23 protein-coding genes and 1 pseudogene are annotated in these 15,951 nt (G+C 71.2%); 8 read left to right on the top strand and 16 right to left on the bottom strand.

All coding sequences use genetic code 11. From position 1 onward, the window contains the following. Positions 1–3: 3 nt before the first annotated feature. A complete protein-coding gene (locus AB0N03_RS32745) occupies positions 4–636 on the top strand; it encodes a TetR/AcrR family transcriptional regulator (protein WP_364379685.1) in 633 nt (210 codons plus the stop codon). Here AB0N03_RS32745 and trxA read toward each other — a convergent pair. From trxA to AB0N03_RS32705, 8 genes are all read right to left on the bottom strand, one after another. After that, positions 633–971, bottom strand: a complete 339-nt coding sequence (trxA, locus tag AB0N03_RS32740; protein ID WP_364379682.1) for a thioredoxin — start codon at positions 969–971, stop codon at positions 633–635. The genes AB0N03_RS32745 and trxA overlap by 4 nt on opposite strands. Positions 972–982: 11 nt before the next feature. Then, positions 983–1,378: a MerR family transcriptional regulator gene (locus AB0N03_RS32735; protein ID WP_364379679.1), complete on the bottom strand. Its 396-nt coding sequence runs from the start codon at positions 1,376–1,378 to the stop codon at positions 983–985. A gap of 41 nt (positions 1,379–1,419) precedes the next feature. Next, positions 1,420–1,893: a bifunctional nuclease family protein gene (locus tag AB0N03_RS32730; protein ID WP_009078856.1), complete on the bottom strand. Its 474-nt coding sequence runs from the start codon at positions 1,891–1,893 to the stop codon at positions 1,420–1,422. Positions 1,894–2,109: 216 nt separating this feature from the next. After that, complete coding sequence (locus AB0N03_RS32725) at positions 2,110–2,856, bottom strand: MerR family transcriptional regulator (protein WP_364379676.1); 747 nt, start codon at positions 2,854–2,856, stop codon at positions 2,110–2,112. After that, positions 2,853–3,323 carry a glycogen accumulation regulator GarA gene (gene garA / locus AB0N03_RS32720; protein WP_284750621.1) on the bottom strand — a complete coding sequence of 157 codons (471 nt, stop codon included), beginning with the start codon at positions 3,321–3,323 and terminating at the stop codon, positions 2,853–2,855. Before garA ends, AB0N03_RS32725 begins: the two co-directional genes overlap by 4 nt. A gap of 137 nt (positions 3,324–3,460) precedes the next feature. After that, a complete protein-coding gene (gcvH, locus tag AB0N03_RS32715; RefSeq protein ID WP_086679382.1) occupies positions 3,461–3,847 on the bottom strand; it encodes a glycine cleavage system protein GcvH in 387 nt (128 codons plus the stop codon). 102 nt (positions 3,848–3,949) lie between these two features. Next, positions 3,950–4,570 (bottom strand): CDP-alcohol phosphatidyltransferase family protein, encoded by a 621-nt coding sequence (locus AB0N03_RS32710; RefSeq protein WP_364379672.1) that lies wholly within the window; start codon positions 4,568–4,570, stop codon positions 3,950–3,952. 13 nt (positions 4,571–4,583) lie between these two features. Beyond that, complete coding sequence (locus AB0N03_RS32705; protein ID WP_364379669.1) at positions 4,584–4,814, bottom strand: hypothetical protein; 231 nt, start codon at positions 4,812–4,814, stop codon at positions 4,584–4,586. A 278-nt stretch (positions 4,815–5,092) separates the two neighbouring features. Here AB0N03_RS32705 and AB0N03_RS32700 point away from each other — a divergent pair, with 278 nt between their 5' ends. Both AB0N03_RS32700 and AB0N03_RS32695 read left to right on the top strand, forming a co-directional pair. Next, positions 5,093–5,641 (top strand): hypothetical protein, encoded by a 549-nt coding sequence (locus tag AB0N03_RS32700; protein WP_364379666.1) that lies wholly within the window; start codon positions 5,093–5,095, stop codon positions 5,639–5,641. A gap of 34 nt (positions 5,642–5,675) precedes the next feature. After that, positions 5,676–6,074 (top strand): hypothetical protein, encoded by a 399-nt coding sequence (locus AB0N03_RS32695; RefSeq protein WP_364379663.1) that lies wholly within the window; start codon positions 5,676–5,678, stop codon positions 6,072–6,074. 101 nt (positions 6,075–6,175) lie between these two features. Here the strand turns inward: AB0N03_RS32695 and AB0N03_RS32690 are convergent, their stop codons facing one another. Next, entirely contained in the window at positions 6,176–7,879 is a 1,704-nt protein-coding gene (locus AB0N03_RS32690; protein WP_364379660.1) for an AMP-binding protein, read from the bottom strand. A 12-nt stretch (positions 7,880–7,891) separates the two neighbouring features. Next, positions 7,892–8,734, bottom strand: coding sequence for a crotonase/enoyl-CoA hydratase family protein (locus AB0N03_RS32685; protein ID WP_364379657.1), 843 nt, complete (start codon positions 8,732–8,734; stop codon positions 7,892–7,894). A gap of 135 nt (positions 8,735–8,869) precedes the next feature. Here AB0N03_RS32685 and AB0N03_RS32680 point away from each other — a divergent pair, with 135 nt between their 5' ends. Further along, a complete protein-coding gene (locus AB0N03_RS32680) occupies positions 8,870–9,748 on the top strand; it encodes an alpha/beta fold hydrolase (RefSeq protein ID WP_364379654.1) in 879 nt (292 codons plus the stop codon). A 4-nt stretch (positions 9,749–9,752) separates the two neighbouring features. Then, a complete protein-coding gene (locus AB0N03_RS32675; protein ID WP_364379651.1) occupies positions 9,753–10,280 on the top strand; it encodes an AAA family ATPase in 528 nt (175 codons plus the stop codon). Here AB0N03_RS32675 and cobA read toward each other — a convergent pair. The 6 genes and pseudogenes from cobA to rpmB all read right to left on the bottom strand — a co-directional run bounded on the left by cobA (position 10,268) and on the right by rpmB (position 14,090). Then, positions 10,268–11,494 carry a uroporphyrinogen-III C-methyltransferase gene (cobA, locus tag AB0N03_RS32670; RefSeq protein ID WP_364379749.1) on the bottom strand — a complete coding sequence of 409 codons (1,227 nt, stop codon included), beginning with the start codon at positions 11,492–11,494 and terminating at the stop codon, positions 10,268–10,270. The genes AB0N03_RS32675 and cobA overlap by 13 nt on opposite strands. A gap of 549 nt (positions 11,495–12,043) precedes the next feature. After that, positions 12,044–12,715 (bottom strand): annotated as a pseudogene (locus tag AB0N03_RS32665) (hypothetical protein); the annotation flags it as partial. Positions 12,716–13,130: 415 nt separating this feature from the next. Continuing rightward, positions 13,131–13,385, bottom strand: coding sequence for a 30S ribosomal protein S18 (gene rpsR, locus AB0N03_RS32660; RefSeq protein ID WP_364379648.1), 255 nt, complete (start codon positions 13,383–13,385; stop codon positions 13,131–13,133). After that, positions 13,382–13,687 carry a 30S ribosomal protein S14 gene (rpsN, locus tag AB0N03_RS32655; protein ID WP_364379645.1) on the bottom strand — a complete coding sequence of 102 codons (306 nt, stop codon included), beginning with the start codon at positions 13,685–13,687 and terminating at the stop codon, positions 13,382–13,384. Before rpsN ends, rpsR begins: the two co-directional genes overlap by 4 nt. Then, positions 13,687–13,854 (bottom strand): 50S ribosomal protein L33, encoded by a 168-nt coding sequence (gene rpmG / locus AB0N03_RS32650; protein ID WP_003091682.1) that lies wholly within the window; start codon positions 13,852–13,854, stop codon positions 13,687–13,689. Before rpmG ends, rpsN begins: the two co-directional genes overlap by 1 nt. Next, the gene (gene rpmB / locus AB0N03_RS32645) at positions 13,854–14,090 is read right to left on the bottom strand and encodes a 50S ribosomal protein L28 (RefSeq protein ID WP_364379642.1); all 237 of its coding nucleotides are present in this window, start codon (positions 14,088–14,090) and stop codon (positions 13,854–13,856) included. The genes rpmG and rpmB overlap by 1 nt, the downstream gene beginning before the upstream one ends. Before the next feature lie 78 nt (positions 14,091–14,168). Between rpmB and AB0N03_RS32640 the strand changes: the two genes are divergently transcribed. From AB0N03_RS32640 to rpmF, 3 genes are read left to right on the top strand one after another with little or no spacing between them, the layout of a single operon-like run. After that, positions 14,169–15,419, top strand: a complete 1,251-nt coding sequence (locus tag AB0N03_RS32640) for a GTP-binding protein (protein WP_364379639.1) — start codon at positions 14,169–14,171, stop codon at positions 15,417–15,419. Then, positions 15,416–15,670: a type B 50S ribosomal protein L31 gene (locus AB0N03_RS32635; protein ID WP_364379636.1), complete on the top strand. Its 255-nt coding sequence runs from the start codon at positions 15,416–15,418 to the stop codon at positions 15,668–15,670. The genes AB0N03_RS32640 and AB0N03_RS32635 overlap by 4 nt, the downstream gene beginning before the upstream one ends. Further along, positions 15,670–15,819, top strand: coding sequence for a 50S ribosomal protein L32 (rpmF, locus tag AB0N03_RS32630; RefSeq protein ID WP_285451477.1), 150 nt, complete (start codon positions 15,670–15,672; stop codon positions 15,817–15,819). Before AB0N03_RS32635 ends, rpmF begins: the two co-directional genes overlap by 1 nt. Positions 15,820–15,951: the final 132 nt, after the last annotated feature.

Genomic DNA, 15,951 nt, shown 5'->3' with positions numbered 1-15,951 from the left:
CTCATGCAAGTAAACACCGACCTCATGGCCGAGATGGGGCTCAGCGCCGCCGAGGCGGCTCGCCGCGCCCAGATCATCGGCGCGACCATCGGCGTCATCGCCGACCTCGGCTACCGGAAAGCCACGTTCGCCAGGATCAAGGAACGCGCCGGGCTCAGCAGCACGCGGATGATCTCGTACCACTTCACGAACAAGGCCGGCCTGATGCAGTCCGTGCTGAGCACGGTGGTCGAGACGAAGAACGAGTTCCTGAAGGAGCGCACCGGCGGCGGGGTCGACCCGGCGGACCGGGCCGGCTACCTGCGGGCCCACATCGAGACGTCGATCGCGTTCCTGCGCTCGTACCCCGAGTGCGTCCGGGTGCTGACGGAGCTGGCCGCCAACGCCGACGACGCCGAGGGCTGGACGATGACGAAGATCCTCCTCGACGACATGCGGGTGCACGGACTGGCCCGCCAGCTCAAGCAGGGTCAGGCCGAAGGGCTGTTCGGCGACTTCACGCCGGAGGTGATGGCGATGTCCGTCTCGCAGGCCATCGACGGGGTGGCCGCGGCTTATGCGGCCGACCCGTCGCTGGATCTCGAGAAGTACGGGCGCGAAGTGGCGAACACGTTCGTCAGGGCGACGACGCCCTAGAGGACGCTGTCGAGGCGTTCCTCGATCCGGGCCTTCGGGAAGGCGCCGACGATCGTCGACACCGGCTCTCCGCCGCGGAACAGGATCATCGTCGGCAGCGACATGACCTGGTACGACCTCATGGTCTCCGGGTTCTCGTCGGCGTTGACCTTCCGCACAGCGAGCTTCCCGGCCCGCTCGTCCGCGAGCTGGGCCAGCACCGGGCCGACCATCCGGCACGGCCCGCACCAGGTGGCCCAGAACTCCACCAGCACGGGCACGTCACTGCCGAGGACCTCGGCGGCGAACGTCGCATCGGTGACGTCGGAAACGGCGACTGTGGCGGCTTCGGGCATGACAGGCTCCTTCACGGGCGCGGGGCGTCGGGGACGACACAGGGATCGGGCGCTTGGCGGGCCAACGCGCCGGCGAGCTTCGACGCCAGCTCCGCCCGGATACCGCCGAGGCGGGCCAGCAGTGCGTCGGCTTCTTCGAGCTTGCGGCGATAGACCTCGATCGAACTCAAGCAGGAGTCGCCGGTTTCGTGGCCGCTGCGGAGGCAGTCGACGAACGGGCGAGTCTCGTCGAGGGTCAGGCCGACGGTCTGCAGGGTCTGGATCTCCTTGACCAGCTGCAGGTCGCCCTCGTCGTACTCGCGGTAGCCGTTCGCCGAGCGACGGGCCGCGAGGAGGCCCTGGGCTTCATAAAACCGCAGCGCACGGGTGGTGACACCCGAGCGCTGCGCAAGCTCTCCGATCCGCATACCCCCGACGCTAGACGTTGACGTCCGCGTCAAGGCAAGTCTTAGGTATCCGCTCCGCGGAAGTCCTCGGGAGACACGGAGTCGAGGAACTCGCGGAACTTCTCGACCTCGTCCTCCTGCTCGTCCGGGATGATCAGGCCAGCCTCCTCCAGCACCGCGTCCACGGCGTGGATGGGGACGCCGATGCGCAGGGCCAGCGCGACCGAGTCGCTCGGCCGCGCGGACACCCGGATGTCGCCGTCGAAGACGAGCTCCGCGAAGAACGTGCCTTCCTTGAGGTCGGTGATGACGACCTGCTCGAGCTCGCGGCCGAGCGCCCCGATGACCTCTTTCAGCAGGTCATGCGTGAGCGGACGGGCGGGCCGGACTCCCTGTTGCTCCAAGGCGATGGCGGTGGCTTCGACCGAGCCGATCCAGATCGGCAGGTACCGTTCACCCTCGGTCTCCCGCAGCAACAAGATCGGCTGATTCGCGGGCAGCTCGACCCGCACACCGACGACGCGCATCTCGCTCATCGGGCTTCGCCTCCCTCTCGTGCACACGGGCCCAGACCCTGGACCGGCTCGACGCCGCCACTGGCGACGCTACCCGTCATCCCTGCTCCGTGCTCGCTGTCGAGACTATCTCGGTTCGCCTGCCGCAAACCCTTGCCTTCACGGTACGGCATGCGGTGCCGAACATTCAGTCATTGACATGGGACCGCAAAGAGGATCTCACTGCCCCGTTGCGGATCAACACCCCGCGACGCCGCGGATTCCGGCCTTGACGAGAAGCGTGTGGAGGGTCACGGACAGTGCCGCGAGCTCCCGCACCACCTCGTCGGCCCTCGACTTGGCCTCCGGGTCACGGTGCCGATACACCGGTGTCACGATCTGCTCCAGCAACCCGACCTCGCGGTCGGCCGCGGCGCGGAAGGCACGCAGATGTCTCGGCTCGATACCGAATTCGGTCATCGCCTTCACCGTCCGCGCGACCAGCACCGCGTCCGGGTCGAAGAACCCCGCGGGACCGGGCCGGACCAGGCTGTACTGCTGCAGCTCGGCCAGCGCGTCCACGTCGATGCCGGCCTGCTCCAGGAGCTCTTCCTGGGTCAGGCGCAGCTCCTTGCCGGTGGTGAAGTCGTCCGCCACCGGCAGGCCGACGTTCTCCGCCGGGGCGTCGATCGGCACCAGCCGGCGCGGCGGGCGGGGCAGGTCCGCGACGGGCCCGGCCCCCGAGTCCGCCGCGTCCAGCTGCTCCTTGATGACCTTCAACGGGAGGTAGTGGTCCCGCTGGGCGGCCAGGACGAACCGCAGACGCTCCACGTCCGCCGCGGCGAACTGCCGGTACCCCGAAGCCGTCCGGCCCGGTTGGACCAGGCCTTCCGCTTCGAGGAACCGGATCTTGGAGATGGTGACATCGGGGAAGTCCGAGCGCAGCTGCGCCAAGACGGCCCCGATGCTCAGTCCGTGGTTCTGTGGCCGCCCGGCCGCCGTCACTGCGCCCCCTGGCCCCCGTGACCCGGGCCGGTCAGGAAGACCAGGCGGAACTTCCCGATCTGCACCTCGTCGCCCCCCGCGAGGACGGCCTGGTCGACCGGCTCGCGGTTGACGTAGGTGCCGTTGAGGCTGCCGACGTCGATGACGACGAACTCGCCGCCCTCACGCCGGAACTCGGCGTGCCGGCGGGAGACCGTGACGTCGTCCAGGAAGATGTCGCTGTCCGGGTGGCGCCCGGCGCTGGTCGTGTCGCGGTCGAGCAGGAATCGCGAACCCGCGTTCGGGCCGCGCTTCACGACCAGCAGCGCCGAACCCGCGGGCAGGGCGTCGACGCCCTGGACCGGCGCCTCCGCGGCCGGGGCGGACTCGTGGCCTTCGGCTTCGGCCAGGAAGTCGGCCCGGAAGACAGAGGTCCGCTCCGGAGACTGCTCCGGGGGAACGCCGCCGGGCCCGTCGTTCGTGCTCACCTGAGCTCTCCTCCACACATGCTGTGTTGCCTAGTACTCAAGAACGTGTAGCTGCCAACGTACCGTGCCTGATCGATTCTCCGAGCCCCGGCTCCCCGAACCGGCGCAGTGCCGGTCCGGGCGGCTCGGAGCGGAGCTCAGCCCTTGGTCAGGGCGTCGTACGCCTCGGCTTCCAGCAGGGCTTCGAGCCCCGCCGGGTCGTCGAGCCGGATCTCGATCAGCCAGCCCTCGCCGTAGGGGTCGCTGTTGATCAGCTCCGGCGAGTCGGCGACGGCGTCGTTGACCGCCACGACCTCGCCGTCGACCGGCGCGAACAGCTCGGACACGCTCTTCGTCGACTCGACCTCGCCGAAGACGTCCCCCGCGCTCACCTGGCGGCCGACCTCCGGCAGGTCGACGAACACGACGTCGCCGAGCTGGTCCTGCGCGTACTCGGTGATGCCGATGCGGACGAGGGTGTCCTCGCCGCGGGTGGCGACCCACTCGTGTTCCTCGGTGTAGCGAAGCTCTTCAGGAGCGGACACCGCCGGTCCCCTTTCATGCCCTCACTGGCGAAAACGTGCTGCGCGAAGTCTTACACCCACACGGCGCAGCCGCCGGGCACGACCCGGGGAAAGTGGTCGCGCTCAGTCGTCACCGGCAGCGCGCAGCGCGTTGCGCGCTTGGACGACGTAGAGCACGCCGGACCAGACGTAGAGGACCCCGCCCCAGATGGTGAAGGCGTAGCCGATCGGCCGGGCGACCGCGGCGACGTCCGAGCCACCCTGCGCGAGCAGCAGGAACGGGAAGGCGTACATCAGCACGAAGGTCGCGCCCTTGCCGATGTAGGTCACCTCCGGCGGCGCGAAACCGCGGCGGCGCAGCGTCAGCACGCAGACGCCGAGCACGGCCTCACGCAGCAGGAGCGGCACCACGACCCACCAGGGGATGATCTCCCGGACCAGGAACGCGACGAGCGTCGCGAGGATGTAGAGCCGGTCGGCGGCCGGGTCGAGCAGCTGGCCCAGCCGGGACATCTGGTTGAGCCAGCGGGCCAGCTTGCCGTCGAGCCAGTCGGTCAGCGCGCCGAACATCAGCAGCGCGAGCGCCCAGCCGTCCTCCTCCGGCCCCAGCAGCAGCCACAGGAACACCGGCACACCGGCCAGCCGCAGCAGCGACAGCATGTTGGGGACGTTGAACGCCTGCTTCAGCAGGGACGGCTCGGCGGCGCTCGCCGGAGCGGCGGGTTCGGGTGCGGCTGTGCTCACCCGGCCAGCGTAGTCAGCACGCGCGGCGGCGGCTCCAGCCGCGTCGCTGCAGTTCGGCGCTGCTCAGCGCCTCGGGGCGGCCCCGGTAGTCGGTGCCCATCCAGCGGGCGCGGCCGGGGCGCGCCTCCAGGACGTAGGGGCGCCCGCAGCACCAGACGACGCTGCTCGGGACGGTCGGGGGGCCGGACGGGCCGGCGGTCTCGTCGGTGCTGGTTTCGGGGCTGGTCGCAGCGTCGGCGTTCATCGCTCTCACGGGCTCGGGACGGGTGTCGGGGACGGGAAGCTCTTCGGCCTCCACCAAGATCTTCGGCTCGCGGGGCCGGATTGTTAACCGGTGCGGCCGGAATTAGACCGATCGATTCTTGATGGCAGCGTGAGGTTTCGGAGCGTGAACGGAATGTTAATCGTCCATTGTGGACGGTGTTGCGGCGGCCACCGGGCCGGGCCGCCACCCGGCTGGAGTAATCTGCCGCACACCTGTGGGCGAGTCGGTCCGCGGGGCCCCGGCCCGGATGGGCCAGAATGACCGGACCAGGCCTGACCGGGGAGGAAACGATCGCGGTGCCCCACCCGACCACCACGAGGACGTGGCGGCCGCTGCTCGCCGCCTGCCTCGCCGTGCCCGCGCTCGCGGCCTGCTCCGGCGAGCCGGCCGCCCAGGCGCCGTCCTCTTCGGCGGCCGTCCCGAGCTCGGCGGCTCCGGCTTCCTCGACGACCGCTCCCCCGCCGCCGCCCGTCGGCGGCAGCTCGTCCGCGCCCGCGCCGGTGCCGAAGCCGTCCGGCGCGCCGCCGTCGGTGCCCGGGTCCTGCGGCACGGTGACGGCCGCCAGCGGGCTGACGCTCTACGTGTTCGACAGCGGCTCCGCCGGCGTCAGCTGCGTCGCGGCGACGAAGCTCGTCGGCGACTTCCACCGCAAGATCGCCGGGCGCCAGGGCGCCGGCTCGAACGACGCGGTGAACGAGACCGTCGACGGCTGGCTGTGCACGTCCGGGCCACCGGCCGCCCAGGGCGGCACCACCTGCACGAAGGGCGAGCAGACGGTGTTCGCCGCCGTCGTGCCGTCCGAGTGACCCCTCCCGATCCGTTTCCGCTCCTGAAGGGCCCATGAAGACACTCGCCTACCCCCTGCTCGTCGTCGCGGCCGCCGTGCTGGCCGGTTGCGGCAGCGACCCGGCGCCTGCCGCGCCGACCTCCGCCGATCCCGCCGCCGTCCCCGCCGCGGCCGCCGCGGCCGGGTCGACGGCACCGGGCGTGCCGTGCGGCGACGTCACCGGCCCGGGCGGCGCGAAGACGGCGGTCGTCGCGCACGGCCAGGTCGACTGCGCCGCGGCGACGAAGCTGCTGACGGACTACTTCGCGAAGCTGACCCCGGCCGAGGCGGCGTCGGCCGACGGCCCGGGCCCGGTCGTCGTCGACGAGTGGACGTGCGGCAGCGGGCCGAACGACCCGGTGACGGCGTGCTCGACGGAGGACGGCCGCCAGGTCGAGGGCACCCGCGCCTGAGCAGCGCCCCAGCGCCCCAAGGCGGCCTTGGTTGCGTTGAACGCACCGAAGGGCCCCTTGGGTGCGTCTGACGCACCGAAGGCCACATTGGGGCGCTGGGGTCAGGACTTGAGGTCGGGGAAGTCCTCTTCGCGGTACTCGGTCCCCGCGGCGCGCTTCGGGTCGCTTTCGCGGACGCGCAGCTCGACGCGGCGGATCTTGCCCGAGATCGTCTTCGGCAGCTCCGCGAACTCGATCCGCCGGATCCGCTTGTACGGCGCCAGGTGCTCGCGGCAGTACGCGAGGATCGACCGCGCGGTCGGGGCGTCCGGTGAGAAACCCGAAGCCAGCACGACGTACGCCTTGGGCACCGCGAGCCGGATCGGGTCGGGGGCCGGGACGACCGCCGCCTCCGCCACCGCCTCGTGCTCGATCAGCACGCTCTCCAGCTCGAACGGCGAGATCCGGTAGTCCGACGCCTTGAACACGTCGTCCGTGCGCCCGACGTAGGTGATGTAGCCGCGTTCGTCGATCGAACCGACATCACCGGTGTGGTAGAAGCCGCCGCTGAAGGCCGCGGACGTGCGCTCGTCGTCGCCGGTGTAGCCGGTCATCAGGCCGACCGGGCGGTGCTGCAGGTCGAGGCAGATCTCGCCCTCCGCCGCCCGCTCGCCGCTGACCGGGTCGACCAGCGCCACCACGAACCCGGGCAGCGGGCGGCCCATCGAGCCGGGCACGACGTCCTGGCCGGGGGTGTTGGCGATCTGGACGCTGCTTTCGGTCTGGCCGAAGCCGTCACGGATGGTGACGCCCCACGACTTCCGGACCTGCTCGATCACCTCGGGGTTGAGCGGCTCCCCCGCCCCGACGACCTTCTTCGGCGGGTTCTTCAGCGCCGTCAGGTCCGCCTGGATGAGCATCCGCCACACCGTCGGCGGCGCGCAGAAGCTCGTGATCCCGCACCGGTCCATCTGGGCCATCAGCGCGTTCGCGTCGAACCGGCTGTAGTTGTAGAGGAACACCGTCGCCTCGGCGTTGAACGGGGCGAAGAAGTTGCTCCACGCGTGTTTCGCCCAGCCGGGCGAAGAGATGTTCAGGTGGACGTCGCCGGGCTCCAGCCCGATCCAGTACATCGTGGACAGGTGGCCCACCGGGTACGAGATGTGGGTGTGTTGCACGAGCTTCGGCTTCGCCGTCGTGCCGGAGGTGAAGTAGAGCAGCAGCGGGTCGGTGGCCTTCGTCGGCCCGTCCGGGGCGTACTCCGGCGACTGCGCGAACGCGGCGGAGTACGGCTGCCAGCCCTCGACCGGCTCCCCCACCGCGATCCGCGTGTAGTCGCCTTCGACGTCGGCGAACTTCGGCGCGTCCACCGACCGGACCACGACGTGCTTGGCCGCGCCGCGCTCCACGCGGTCGGTCAGGTCGGCCGGGCCGAGCAGCGTGGACGCCGGGATGATCACGGCGCCGAGCTTGATCGCGGCGAGGATGGTCTCCCACAGCTCGCCCTGGTTGCCCAGCATGAGGATCAGCCGGTCGCCGCGGCGGACGCCAAGGTTCCGCAGCCAGTTCGCCACCTGGTTGGACCGGCCGGACATCTCCGGGTAGGTCCAGCGGTTCTCGGTGCCGTCCTCCTCGACGATCCACAGCGCGTACCGCTCGGCGTTGTCCGGGTCGTGCGCGACGACGTCGAACCAGTCGATCGCCCAGTTGAACTCGTCGAACTCCGGCCAGGCGAAGTCGCGGTACGCCGTGTCGTAGTCCTCGCGGTGGGCCTGCAGGTAGTCCCGCGCGACGCGGAACGCGTGGTGGACTTCCGAAGCGGTCACGCTGCCTCCTAGTTACTCGCCCGTGAACTCCGGCGCGCGCCGCTCCATGAACGCCTGGACCGCCTCGCCGAGGTCCTTGCTGGGCAGGAACGCCGAGTTCCACGCCGCGACGTACCGGAGGCCGTCGGCGACCTGGCGCTCGGTGTTCGTCGCCAGTACCTGCTTCGTACCCTGCACCACGAGCGGCGGGTTCGCAGCGATCTCCCCGGCGAGTTCCCGCGCGGCCTTCAGCAGCGCCTCCTGATCGGCGTGGACGTCGTTGACCAGACCGATCTTCTCGGCGCGGGCGGCGTCGATGTCCTTGCCGGTCAGCGCGAGCTCGCGCAGGTGCCCTTCGCCGACGATCGAGGCGAGCCGCTGGAGGCTGCCGAGGTCGGCCACGATGGCGACGCGCACCTCGCGGACGCTGAACTTGGCGTCGGCGCTGGCCAGCCGGATGTCCGCGGCGGCGACGACGTCGACCCCGCCGCCGATGCACCAGCCCGAAACGGCCGCGATGACCGGTTTGCGACATTCCGCAATGGAGCTGACCGCCGCCTGGAGCGACCGGACCTGGTCGAGGAAGGCCGTCCGCGGGCCGGCGAGGTTGTCCCCGCCGAGCATCGGCGCCCAGTCGCCCATCATCGCCGGCAGGTCGAGGCCGTAGGAGAAGTGCTTGCCGCTACCGGTCAGCACGACCGCCCTGACCTGCGGGTCGGCGTCCAGCGCGCGGAACACCAGCGGCAGCTCGCGCCAGAAGTCCGGCCCCATCGCGTTGCCCTTCGACGGGCCGAGGAGCGTCACTTCGGCCACGGCGCCGGCGATGTCGACCTTCAGGGAGACGAGGTCGGGCAGACTGTCAGCAGTAGCGGTCATGGGGTCATCTTGACCCATGCCCGCGACGAGCCGCCATTGGCACGTTGTCAATTGACGCGAGTGTCACCGTGCCGACGTGGTCACGGGATGTTTTCCTGAACGCAGGTGTCCACGACGCGGGGAGGACGGTGGGACATGAGCCCGGCAAGCAGCGCGACCCTGATCGAGCCGGATCCCCCGGCCGCGGCGGCTCGGCGCAAGTCCCGGCCGATCGAGCTGACCGGCTCGTTCGACCACGAGGGCCACCGGCTCTGGTACACCGAGTTCGGCAGCGGGGACCGGGTCGTCGTCCTCACCCACGGCATCATGCTGACCCGCCGGATGCACGCCCCACTCGCGCGCCGGCTGGCCCGCGCCGGCTTCCGGGTGGTGACGCTCGACCTGCTCGGCCACGGCGACTCCGACCGGCCGACCGAGTCGTGGCTCTACTCGATGCCGTCGTTCGCCGAGCAGACCCTGGCGCTGCTGGACCACCTCGAGGTCGGTTCCGCCGTGGTCGGCGGGACGTCACTCGGAGCGAACGTCTCGCTGGAAGTCGCGGTGCAGGCGCCGGACCGGGTCCGCGGGCTGATCGTCGAGATGCCGGTGCTGGACAACGCGATCGTCGCCGGACTGATCACGTTCGCGCCGCTGCTGATGGCGGCCCGCTTCCTGCCGTTCACGGTGCAGGCGGTGGCGGTCGCGGCCTCCCTGGTCCCGCACGGCAACCAGTGGGTCGACGTCGTGACCGACACGCTGTCCCAGCGCCCGGCCCCGATGGCGGCGCTGCTGCACGGCGTGCTGTTCGGCCGGATCGCGCCGCCGAAGTCGGTGCGCCGCAAGATCACGACCCGCGCGCTGGTGATCGGCCACCAGGGCGATCCGATCCACCCGTTCGGCGACGCGGACACCTTGGCGGTGGACATGCCGGAGGCGGAGTTCGTCCAGGCGCGCAGCCCGGTCGAGCTGAGGCTGGACCCGACCCGCCTGTCGGACGCGATCCGGGACTTCGCCGCGAGCTGCTACGAGGACTGAGCCGGTGCCACTGGTGTGGGTGACCGGCAACGCGGGGGTCGGCAAGTCGGCGGTCTGCGCGCTCCTGAAAAGCCGGAGGAAGTTCGCGGTCGACGCGGACTGGGATGGCTTCAACCACTGGGTGGACCGGACGACCGGACAAGCCGTCGTCGATCCCCCCGATCCGGTGCCCGCCGGCTGGCTCGACCGCTACGGCTGGCAGACCAGCCGCACGAAAGTCGAGGCACTGGCAGCGAAGGCGTCCGACAAGGTCGTGTTCTTCTGCGGTTCCGCCGAAAACGACGCAGAGGTGCGGGACCTCTTCGACCTCGCGGTCTGCCTGGTGGTTGACGACGGCACGCTCCGGGACCGGCTCCTGAGCCGCACTTCGAACAGCTTCGGCAAGCACCCGGAGGAGCTGGCGGCGGCCCTCGACGCCAATGAAGGTGCCGAGGCCGCCTACCGACGGCTCGGAGCGACGACCGTCGTCGACGGGCGCCGGCCGCTGTCCGAGGTGGCCGACGCGATCCTCGCCGCCTCCTACGAAGTCTGAACCGGCGCGAGGCCCGCCACCGGGCCGATCACGATGATCGCCGGCGGCCGGACTCCCGACGCCGCCGCGTCCGTGACCACCGTGTCCAAAGTGGACCGCAACGTCCGCTGGGTGCGCATCGTGCCGTCCTCGACGATCGCCACCGGGGTGTCCGCCGCGCGGCCGCCGTCCAGCAGCGCCTTCGCGAACTGCGGCAGCCGCTCCACGCCCATCATCAGCACGATCGTGCCGCGCATGCGGGCGAGCAGCTCCCAGTCGACCAGCGACCGGTCGTCGCCCGGGGCGACGTGGCCGGAGACCACCACCACCTCGTGCGCGACGCCACGGTGGGTCACCGGGACGTCCGCCACCGCCGGGACCGCGAACGCGCTCGTGATGCCCGGGACCATCGTCACCGGGACGCCCGCCTCGGCGCAGGCCAGCACCTCTTCGAAGCCGCGGCCGAACAGGTACGGGTCGCCGCCCTTGAGCCGGACGACGAACTTGCCCTCCTTGGCCTTCTCGATCAGCGTGGCGTTGATGACGTCCTGGCTGGCCGCGCGGCCGTAGGGGATCTTCGCCGCGTCGACGATCTCGACCTCGGGCGCGAGCTCGTCGAGCAGCTCGCGCGGCGCCAGCCGGTCGACGACCACGACGTCCGCGCGCGAGAGCAGCCGGCGGCCGCGGACCGTGATCAGCTCCGGGTCGCCGGGACCGCCGCCGACCAGCGCCACCCCGGGCAGGGAACCCTCGGGGTGCGGTTGCCGGCCGTCTTCGATCGTGCCGTTGTGCAGGCCGTCAAGCATCGAGTCGCGGACCGCGGCCGAGCGCAGCGGCTCGCCGCCCGAGAGCACGCCGAACAGCAGGCCGCCGTGCCGGCCGGATGCCGGGGTCACCGCGGAACCCGATTCGCCTTCGTCGGCGCGGACGCAGAACACGCGCTCGCGCTCGGCCTCGGCGCAGATCGCTTCGTTCACTGAAGGGTCGTCGGTGCAGGCCAGCGCGTACCAGGCGTCACGGAGGTCGCCCTCGGTGTAGCGGCGTTCGTGCCAGACCAGCTCGCCCGCGTCCACCATCCCCTGCACCGACGGCGTCGTGTGCGGCGACACCAGCTCGACGCGGGCACCCGCGCCGATGAGCCGGGGCAGCCGCCGCTGGGCCACGCTGCCGCCGCCGAACATGACAACGCGGCGGCCGGTGAGCTGGAGGCCGGAGAGGTAGTGCGGGTCGTCCATGCAGGGAAGATACAGCGGCGCGAAGCGCCTCCTTTGAGGGTGGTGGTGGGGAGGAAGGCGGAGGTTTATTGACGGTTCACCCGCGCGCCAGCCCAGCGTGGGTGACGCCACGCGGAAGACCGGCCCGCGGGCCACGAACGGCAGCCGCGCGCCCTGCGGCACCAGGTACGCGTGCTCCCGGCGCGGCCGGACGTGGTCGCACAGCGCGTCGGTGATGATCAGGATCGGGCCGTCGGCCGGGAAGTCGTCCGCCCGCTGCAGGAGGTCGACGCCGGGCTGCAGGATCGTCCCACCGCGGCCGCGGACCTTGACGCGCCCGGCGATGTCCTCCACCGCGAGGTAGCCGGCGTCGTAGGCGACCGCGTCGCAGAACACCACCCGCGCCGCCGGCACGTCGCGGGCCAGCGCGTACGACGCGATCGCGCCCAGCGCCTTGCCCAGCAGCTCCGCGTTCATCGAGCCGGACGTGTCGAGCACGACGCCGAAGGTGGCTCGCCGGTCCAGGCGCTCCGGGCGGACCCGGCCCGGCCGCGGGATGCCCGGCGTCGCCGACTGGCGGCGCGACGCCCGCGCGTAGCTGCGGACCGGCAACTCGACCCGGACGTGCTCGTCGAACCAGCGCGCCAGCTGCGCGTCCCAGGGCAACGGCGGGTGGTCGAGCGCGCGGATCTCCTGCTCCAGCCCGAGCGGCAGGAGCCCGCGGCCCTGAGCGTGGTGGTACTCGAGTCCCTGGGTGAGCGCCCGCCGGTAGAACTCGTCGAGGTCGACGCCGCGGACGCGGTCACTCCACGGCAGCGGCCGGGAGCCGCGCTGCGACGACCGGCGGTGGGCCGCGTCGGGTTCGGACAGCCACTCGCCCAGGACGTCGCCCGCGTCGCGCGAGCCGAGCGTGAGCAGCTTCCGCGCCCGCCGGATGTCGGTGGTCAGCGTGTCGTAGACCGACTCCGCGGACATGCCGGTGAGCTGCTGGTCGTGCAGGCTGCCGTGGGGCAGCTCGCCGACGCCCATCGAGACCAGCCAGCCGTTGATGACGTAGTCGCGGTCGGCGGGCCAGCGCGCGTCGCCCTTGAGGATCGCCTCCAGGTCGAAGGCGTGCCGCGCCACCTTCAGGTACGCGCGGAACGCGCCCGCGTGCTGCGGCGTGAGCGTGGCGTACGCCAGCAGGGCGATCGTCTCGTCGCCGTCCGGATCGCCGTAGGAGTGGAGCAGGTCCGAGAGCATGTGCCAGGACCGCGGCGTCGAGAACGGCTCTTCGGTCTTCGGCGGCGGGCTCCACAGGTGGTCCGGCCGCTGGGTCAGGTACTCGATCACCCACGGGTGGATGCCGTTCCCGGCGGCCCACGCCAGCCAGTCGCCCGCGGCCGCGCGCAGGTGGGAGCTGGGTGCCCAGCAGCGACACGCACTCGAGCCCGAGCGACGCGGCGAATCCCTTACCAGGGAAGACTTCCCGATGCCGGGCGCGGCCCAGGGGAAGACCGGCCGGACGACGGCGGTGTTCAGCAGGACTTCGGGCAGCCGAGCGGGCGTGACCGTGAGCTGGGCGTGCACGCGTGGACCTCCTGAGTCAGGACATCCTTCTGCGACGCCCCCTTTCGTGAGCCCATGATCGCGCGCCCGCCCAGCCGGCGCATCCGAATTACCCCGCGCGGCCCGATGCCGGGTACGGCAGCAGGGCCATCTCGCGCGCGTTCTTGATCGCCGTGGCGACCTGTTTCTGTTGCTGTGGAGTCAATCCCGTCACCCGGCGCGCGCGGATCTTGCCACGATCGGAGACGAACTTCCGCAGCAGGTCGACGTCCTTCCAATCGACCTCGGTGATCTTGTTGGCGCGCAACAAGTTCACCCTCCGCTTGCCGGGACGGTCGCGGTTCGGCTTCGGCATCCGGCTCACCAGCTCGACTTCGTGACGCCGGGCAGCTCGCCGCGGTGCGCGGCCTGGCGCATCTTCACCCGCGACAGCCCGAACTTCCGCAGGTATCCGCGCGGACGTCCGTCGGCGGCGTCCCGGTTGCGGATGCGGGTCGGGCTCGCGTCGCGCGGCAGCTTCTGCAACGCGACGACGGCCTCGCCCTTCTCCTCCGGCGAAGACGACGGCGAAGCGATGACGGCCTTGAGCGCGCGACGCCGTTCGACGTACCGCGCCGCGATCCCCTTCCGCTGCTCGTTCTTCGCGATCTTGGACTTCTTCGCCATCAGCGCTCTTCCTTGAACTCGACGTGCTTGCGCGCGACCGGGTCGTACTTGCGCAGGACCATCCGGTCGGGATCGTTCCGCCGGTTCTTCTTCGTGACGTACGTGTAGCCGGTGCCCGCGGTGGACCGCAGCTTGATGATCGGGCGGACGTCGGTGCTCTTCGCCATTACAGCTTCACTCCCCTTGCCTTCAGTTCGGCCACGACGGCCTCGATGCCGCGCTTGTCGATCGTCTTCATGCCCTTGGCGGAGACGCGCAACCGCACCCAGCGGCCTTCACCGGGCACGAAGTAGCGACGGTTCTGCAGGTTCGGCTCCCAGCGCCGTGACGTACGGCGGTGCGAGTGCGAGACCTGCTTGCCGTAGCCCGGCTTGCGGCCGGTGACCTGGCACACGGCGGACACGGACCCTCCCGAGTTGATAGTGGTTGTCGTTTTCATTTACTCTACGCACCGTACCCCGCCCGTATTCCTGGAGCCCTCGTGACCCCTCACCCCCGCGTCCCGCTCGTCCTCGTCAGCGGTCTCGCGCCGGGACCGAACGCCACGCTCGCCGAGCTGCTGCGCGTCGCCGGGCCCGGCACCGCCGTCGTCCACCACGACCTGCGCGAGATCCACGCCGGTGTCGTCCGCCGACGGCTGCGGCTCGAGCAGCGCGACCAGCTGACCGTCCTCGAACTGGCCCACGGCTGCGTGTCCTGCACGCTGCGCGAGGACCTGCTGCCCCTCCTGCGGCACCTGGCCGGGATGCCCCGGGTTCGCCGGATCGTCGTCCGGCTCGACGAGGCCATGGAGCCGGAGCCGGTCAGCTGGGCGATCCGGAATGTCGTCGTCGGCGACCACCTGGTGAGCGACGACGTCGACCTGCGCGCGGTGCTCACCGTCGTGGACTGCGCGAGCTTCCTCGCCGACGCCACCGGCGACGACGCCCTCGCCGAGCGGAACCTGCAGGCCAGTCCGGAGGACGAACGCACCGTCGCCCAAGTGGCGCTGTCCCAGGTCGAGTTCGCCGACGTCCTCGTGCTGGCCGGCGCGGCCACCGACGCGTGGACGGCCGCCAAGGCGGCCGCGATCCTCGACCGCGTCGCACCGTCGATCCCGCGAGTGGAGCTGAGCCGGATCGACGGGCACAGCGTGCTCGACGCCGTCCCGTCGGACTCCCGGCGCGGCGAGGTCACCGACATGCACGGCGCCCTGCTGCGCGGCCAACCACCGGTGCACGTCGACTGCGGCATCGGGCTGGTCACGTTCACCGCCCAGCGGCCGTTCCACCCCGAACGGCTCCACGACGCCCTCGACGTCCTGCTCGACGGCGTCGTCCGGACCCGCGGGCGCGCGTGGGTGGCGAGCCGGCCGGACGTCGCGTTCTGGATCGAGTCGGCCGGCGGCGGGCTGGGCATCGGCCACGCCGGGCCGTGGCTCGCCGCCCCGGACGGTCCTTCGTGGACGGACGTCTCCCCCGAGCGCCGCACCCTGGCGTCCCTGCGCTGGCACCCGGTGCACGGCGACCGCGCGCAGGAGCTCGTCGTGGTGACGGACCAGACAACGCCCGACGAGATCGACGCGGCCCTGCGCGGCGCTCTACTGACCGAGGACGAACTGGCCGCCGGCCCGGCGGAGTGGCAGCGCTACCCCGACCCGTTCGGCGACTGGCACGAAGAACCGTGCGAGGACACCGAACCCGACCCGGCGCGGCACGACGCGACCGCGGCGAACCGAAAGGAAGACCGATGAAGACCGGAATCCACCCCGACTACCACCCCGTCGTGTTCAAGGACTCGTCCACCGGCGACGCGTTCCTGACGCGCTCCACCATCACGTCCGACAAGACCGTCGAGTGGTCCGACGGGCAGACCTACCCGCTCGTCATGGTCGACATCAGCTCGTGGTCGCACCCGTTCTGGACCGGCACGCAGCGCATCATGGACAGCGCCGGCCAGGTCGAGAAGTTCCACCGCCGCTACGGGAAGCGGGGGACGCGCTGATGGCCGTCCCGAAGCGGAAGAAGTCGCGCAGCAACACCCGGTCCCGGCGCTCGCAGTGGAAGGCCGCCGCCGTGGACCTGGTGCCGATCAAAGTCGACGGCGAGGTCCAGCTGGTGCCGCGTCGCCTGATGAGGCACTTCCACTCGTGACGGTCCCGGTCACGGTGCTGACCCGGAGTGGGTCTGCCGTGGCTGTCGTGGGGTGTTTTGGGGGGGGGGTGGCGCCCGCCCGAAAAACCACCGCGGGGGGGGGCACGGGCGGGGGGTTTTAAAACCAAAATA

The organism is Amycolatopsis sp. NPDC051061 (genome assembly GCF_040682935.1).
In the GTDB taxonomy this organism is placed as follows: domain Bacteria; phylum Actinomycetota; class Actinomycetes; order Mycobacteriales; family Pseudonocardiaceae; genus Amycolatopsis.
Note: the sequence above shows the minus strand (reverse complement) of the source record. Positions and strands in the feature narration are given on the sequence as shown.

What these genes read in the sequence shown, in the direction of transcription:
- rpmF (WP_285451477.1), top strand. Translation starts at nt 15,670, where the DNA reads ATGGCCGTCCCGAAGCGGAAGAAGTCGCGCAGCAACACCCGGTCCCGG.
- AB0N03_RS32705 (WP_364379669.1), bottom strand. Translation starts at nt 4,814, where the DNA reads ATGAACGCCGACGCTGCGACCAGCCCCGAAACCAGCACCGACGAGACC.
- AB0N03_RS32745 (WP_364379685.1), top strand. Translation starts at nt 4, where the DNA reads ATGCAAGTAAACACCGACCTCATGGCCGAGATGGGGCTCAGCGCCGCC.
- rpmG (WP_003091682.1), bottom strand. Translation starts at nt 13,854, where the DNA reads ATGGCGAAGAGCACCGACGTCCGCCCGATCATCAAGCTGCGGTCCACC.
- AB0N03_RS32700 (WP_364379666.1), top strand. Translation starts at nt 5,093, where the DNA reads ATGACCGGACCAGGCCTGACCGGGGAGGAAACGATCGCGGTGCCCCAC.
- AB0N03_RS32695 (WP_364379663.1), top strand. Translation starts at nt 5,676, where the DNA reads ATGAAGACACTCGCCTACCCCCTGCTCGTCGTCGCGGCCGCCGTGCTG.
- cobA (WP_364379749.1), bottom strand. Translation starts at nt 11,494, where the DNA reads ATGGACGACCCGCACTACCTCTCCGGCCTCCAGCTCACCGGCCGCCGC.
- AB0N03_RS32730 (WP_009078856.1), bottom strand. Translation starts at nt 1,893, where the DNA reads ATGAGCGAGATGCGCGTCGTCGGTGTGCGGGTCGAGCTGCCCGCGAAT.
- rpsN (WP_364379645.1), bottom strand. Translation starts at nt 13,687, where the DNA reads ATGGCGAAGAAGTCCAAGATCGCGAAGAACGAGCAGCGGAAGGGGATC.
- trxA (WP_364379682.1), bottom strand. Translation starts at nt 971, where the DNA reads ATGCCCGAAGCCGCCACAGTCGCCGTTTCCGACGTCACCGATGCGACG.
- AB0N03_RS32680 (WP_364379654.1), top strand. Translation starts at nt 8,870, where the DNA reads ATGAGCCCGGCAAGCAGCGCGACCCTGATCGAGCCGGATCCCCCGGCC.
- AB0N03_RS32635 (WP_364379636.1), top strand. Translation starts at nt 15,416, where the DNA reads ATGAAGACCGGAATCCACCCCGACTACCACCCCGTCGTGTTCAAGGAC.
- AB0N03_RS32735 (WP_364379679.1), bottom strand. Translation starts at nt 1,378, where the DNA reads ATGCGGATCGGAGAGCTTGCGCAGCGCTCGGGTGTCACCACCCGTGCG.
- AB0N03_RS32685 (WP_364379657.1), bottom strand. Translation starts at nt 8,734, where the DNA reads ATGACCGCTACTGCTGACAGTCTGCCCGACCTCGTCTCCCTGAAGGTC.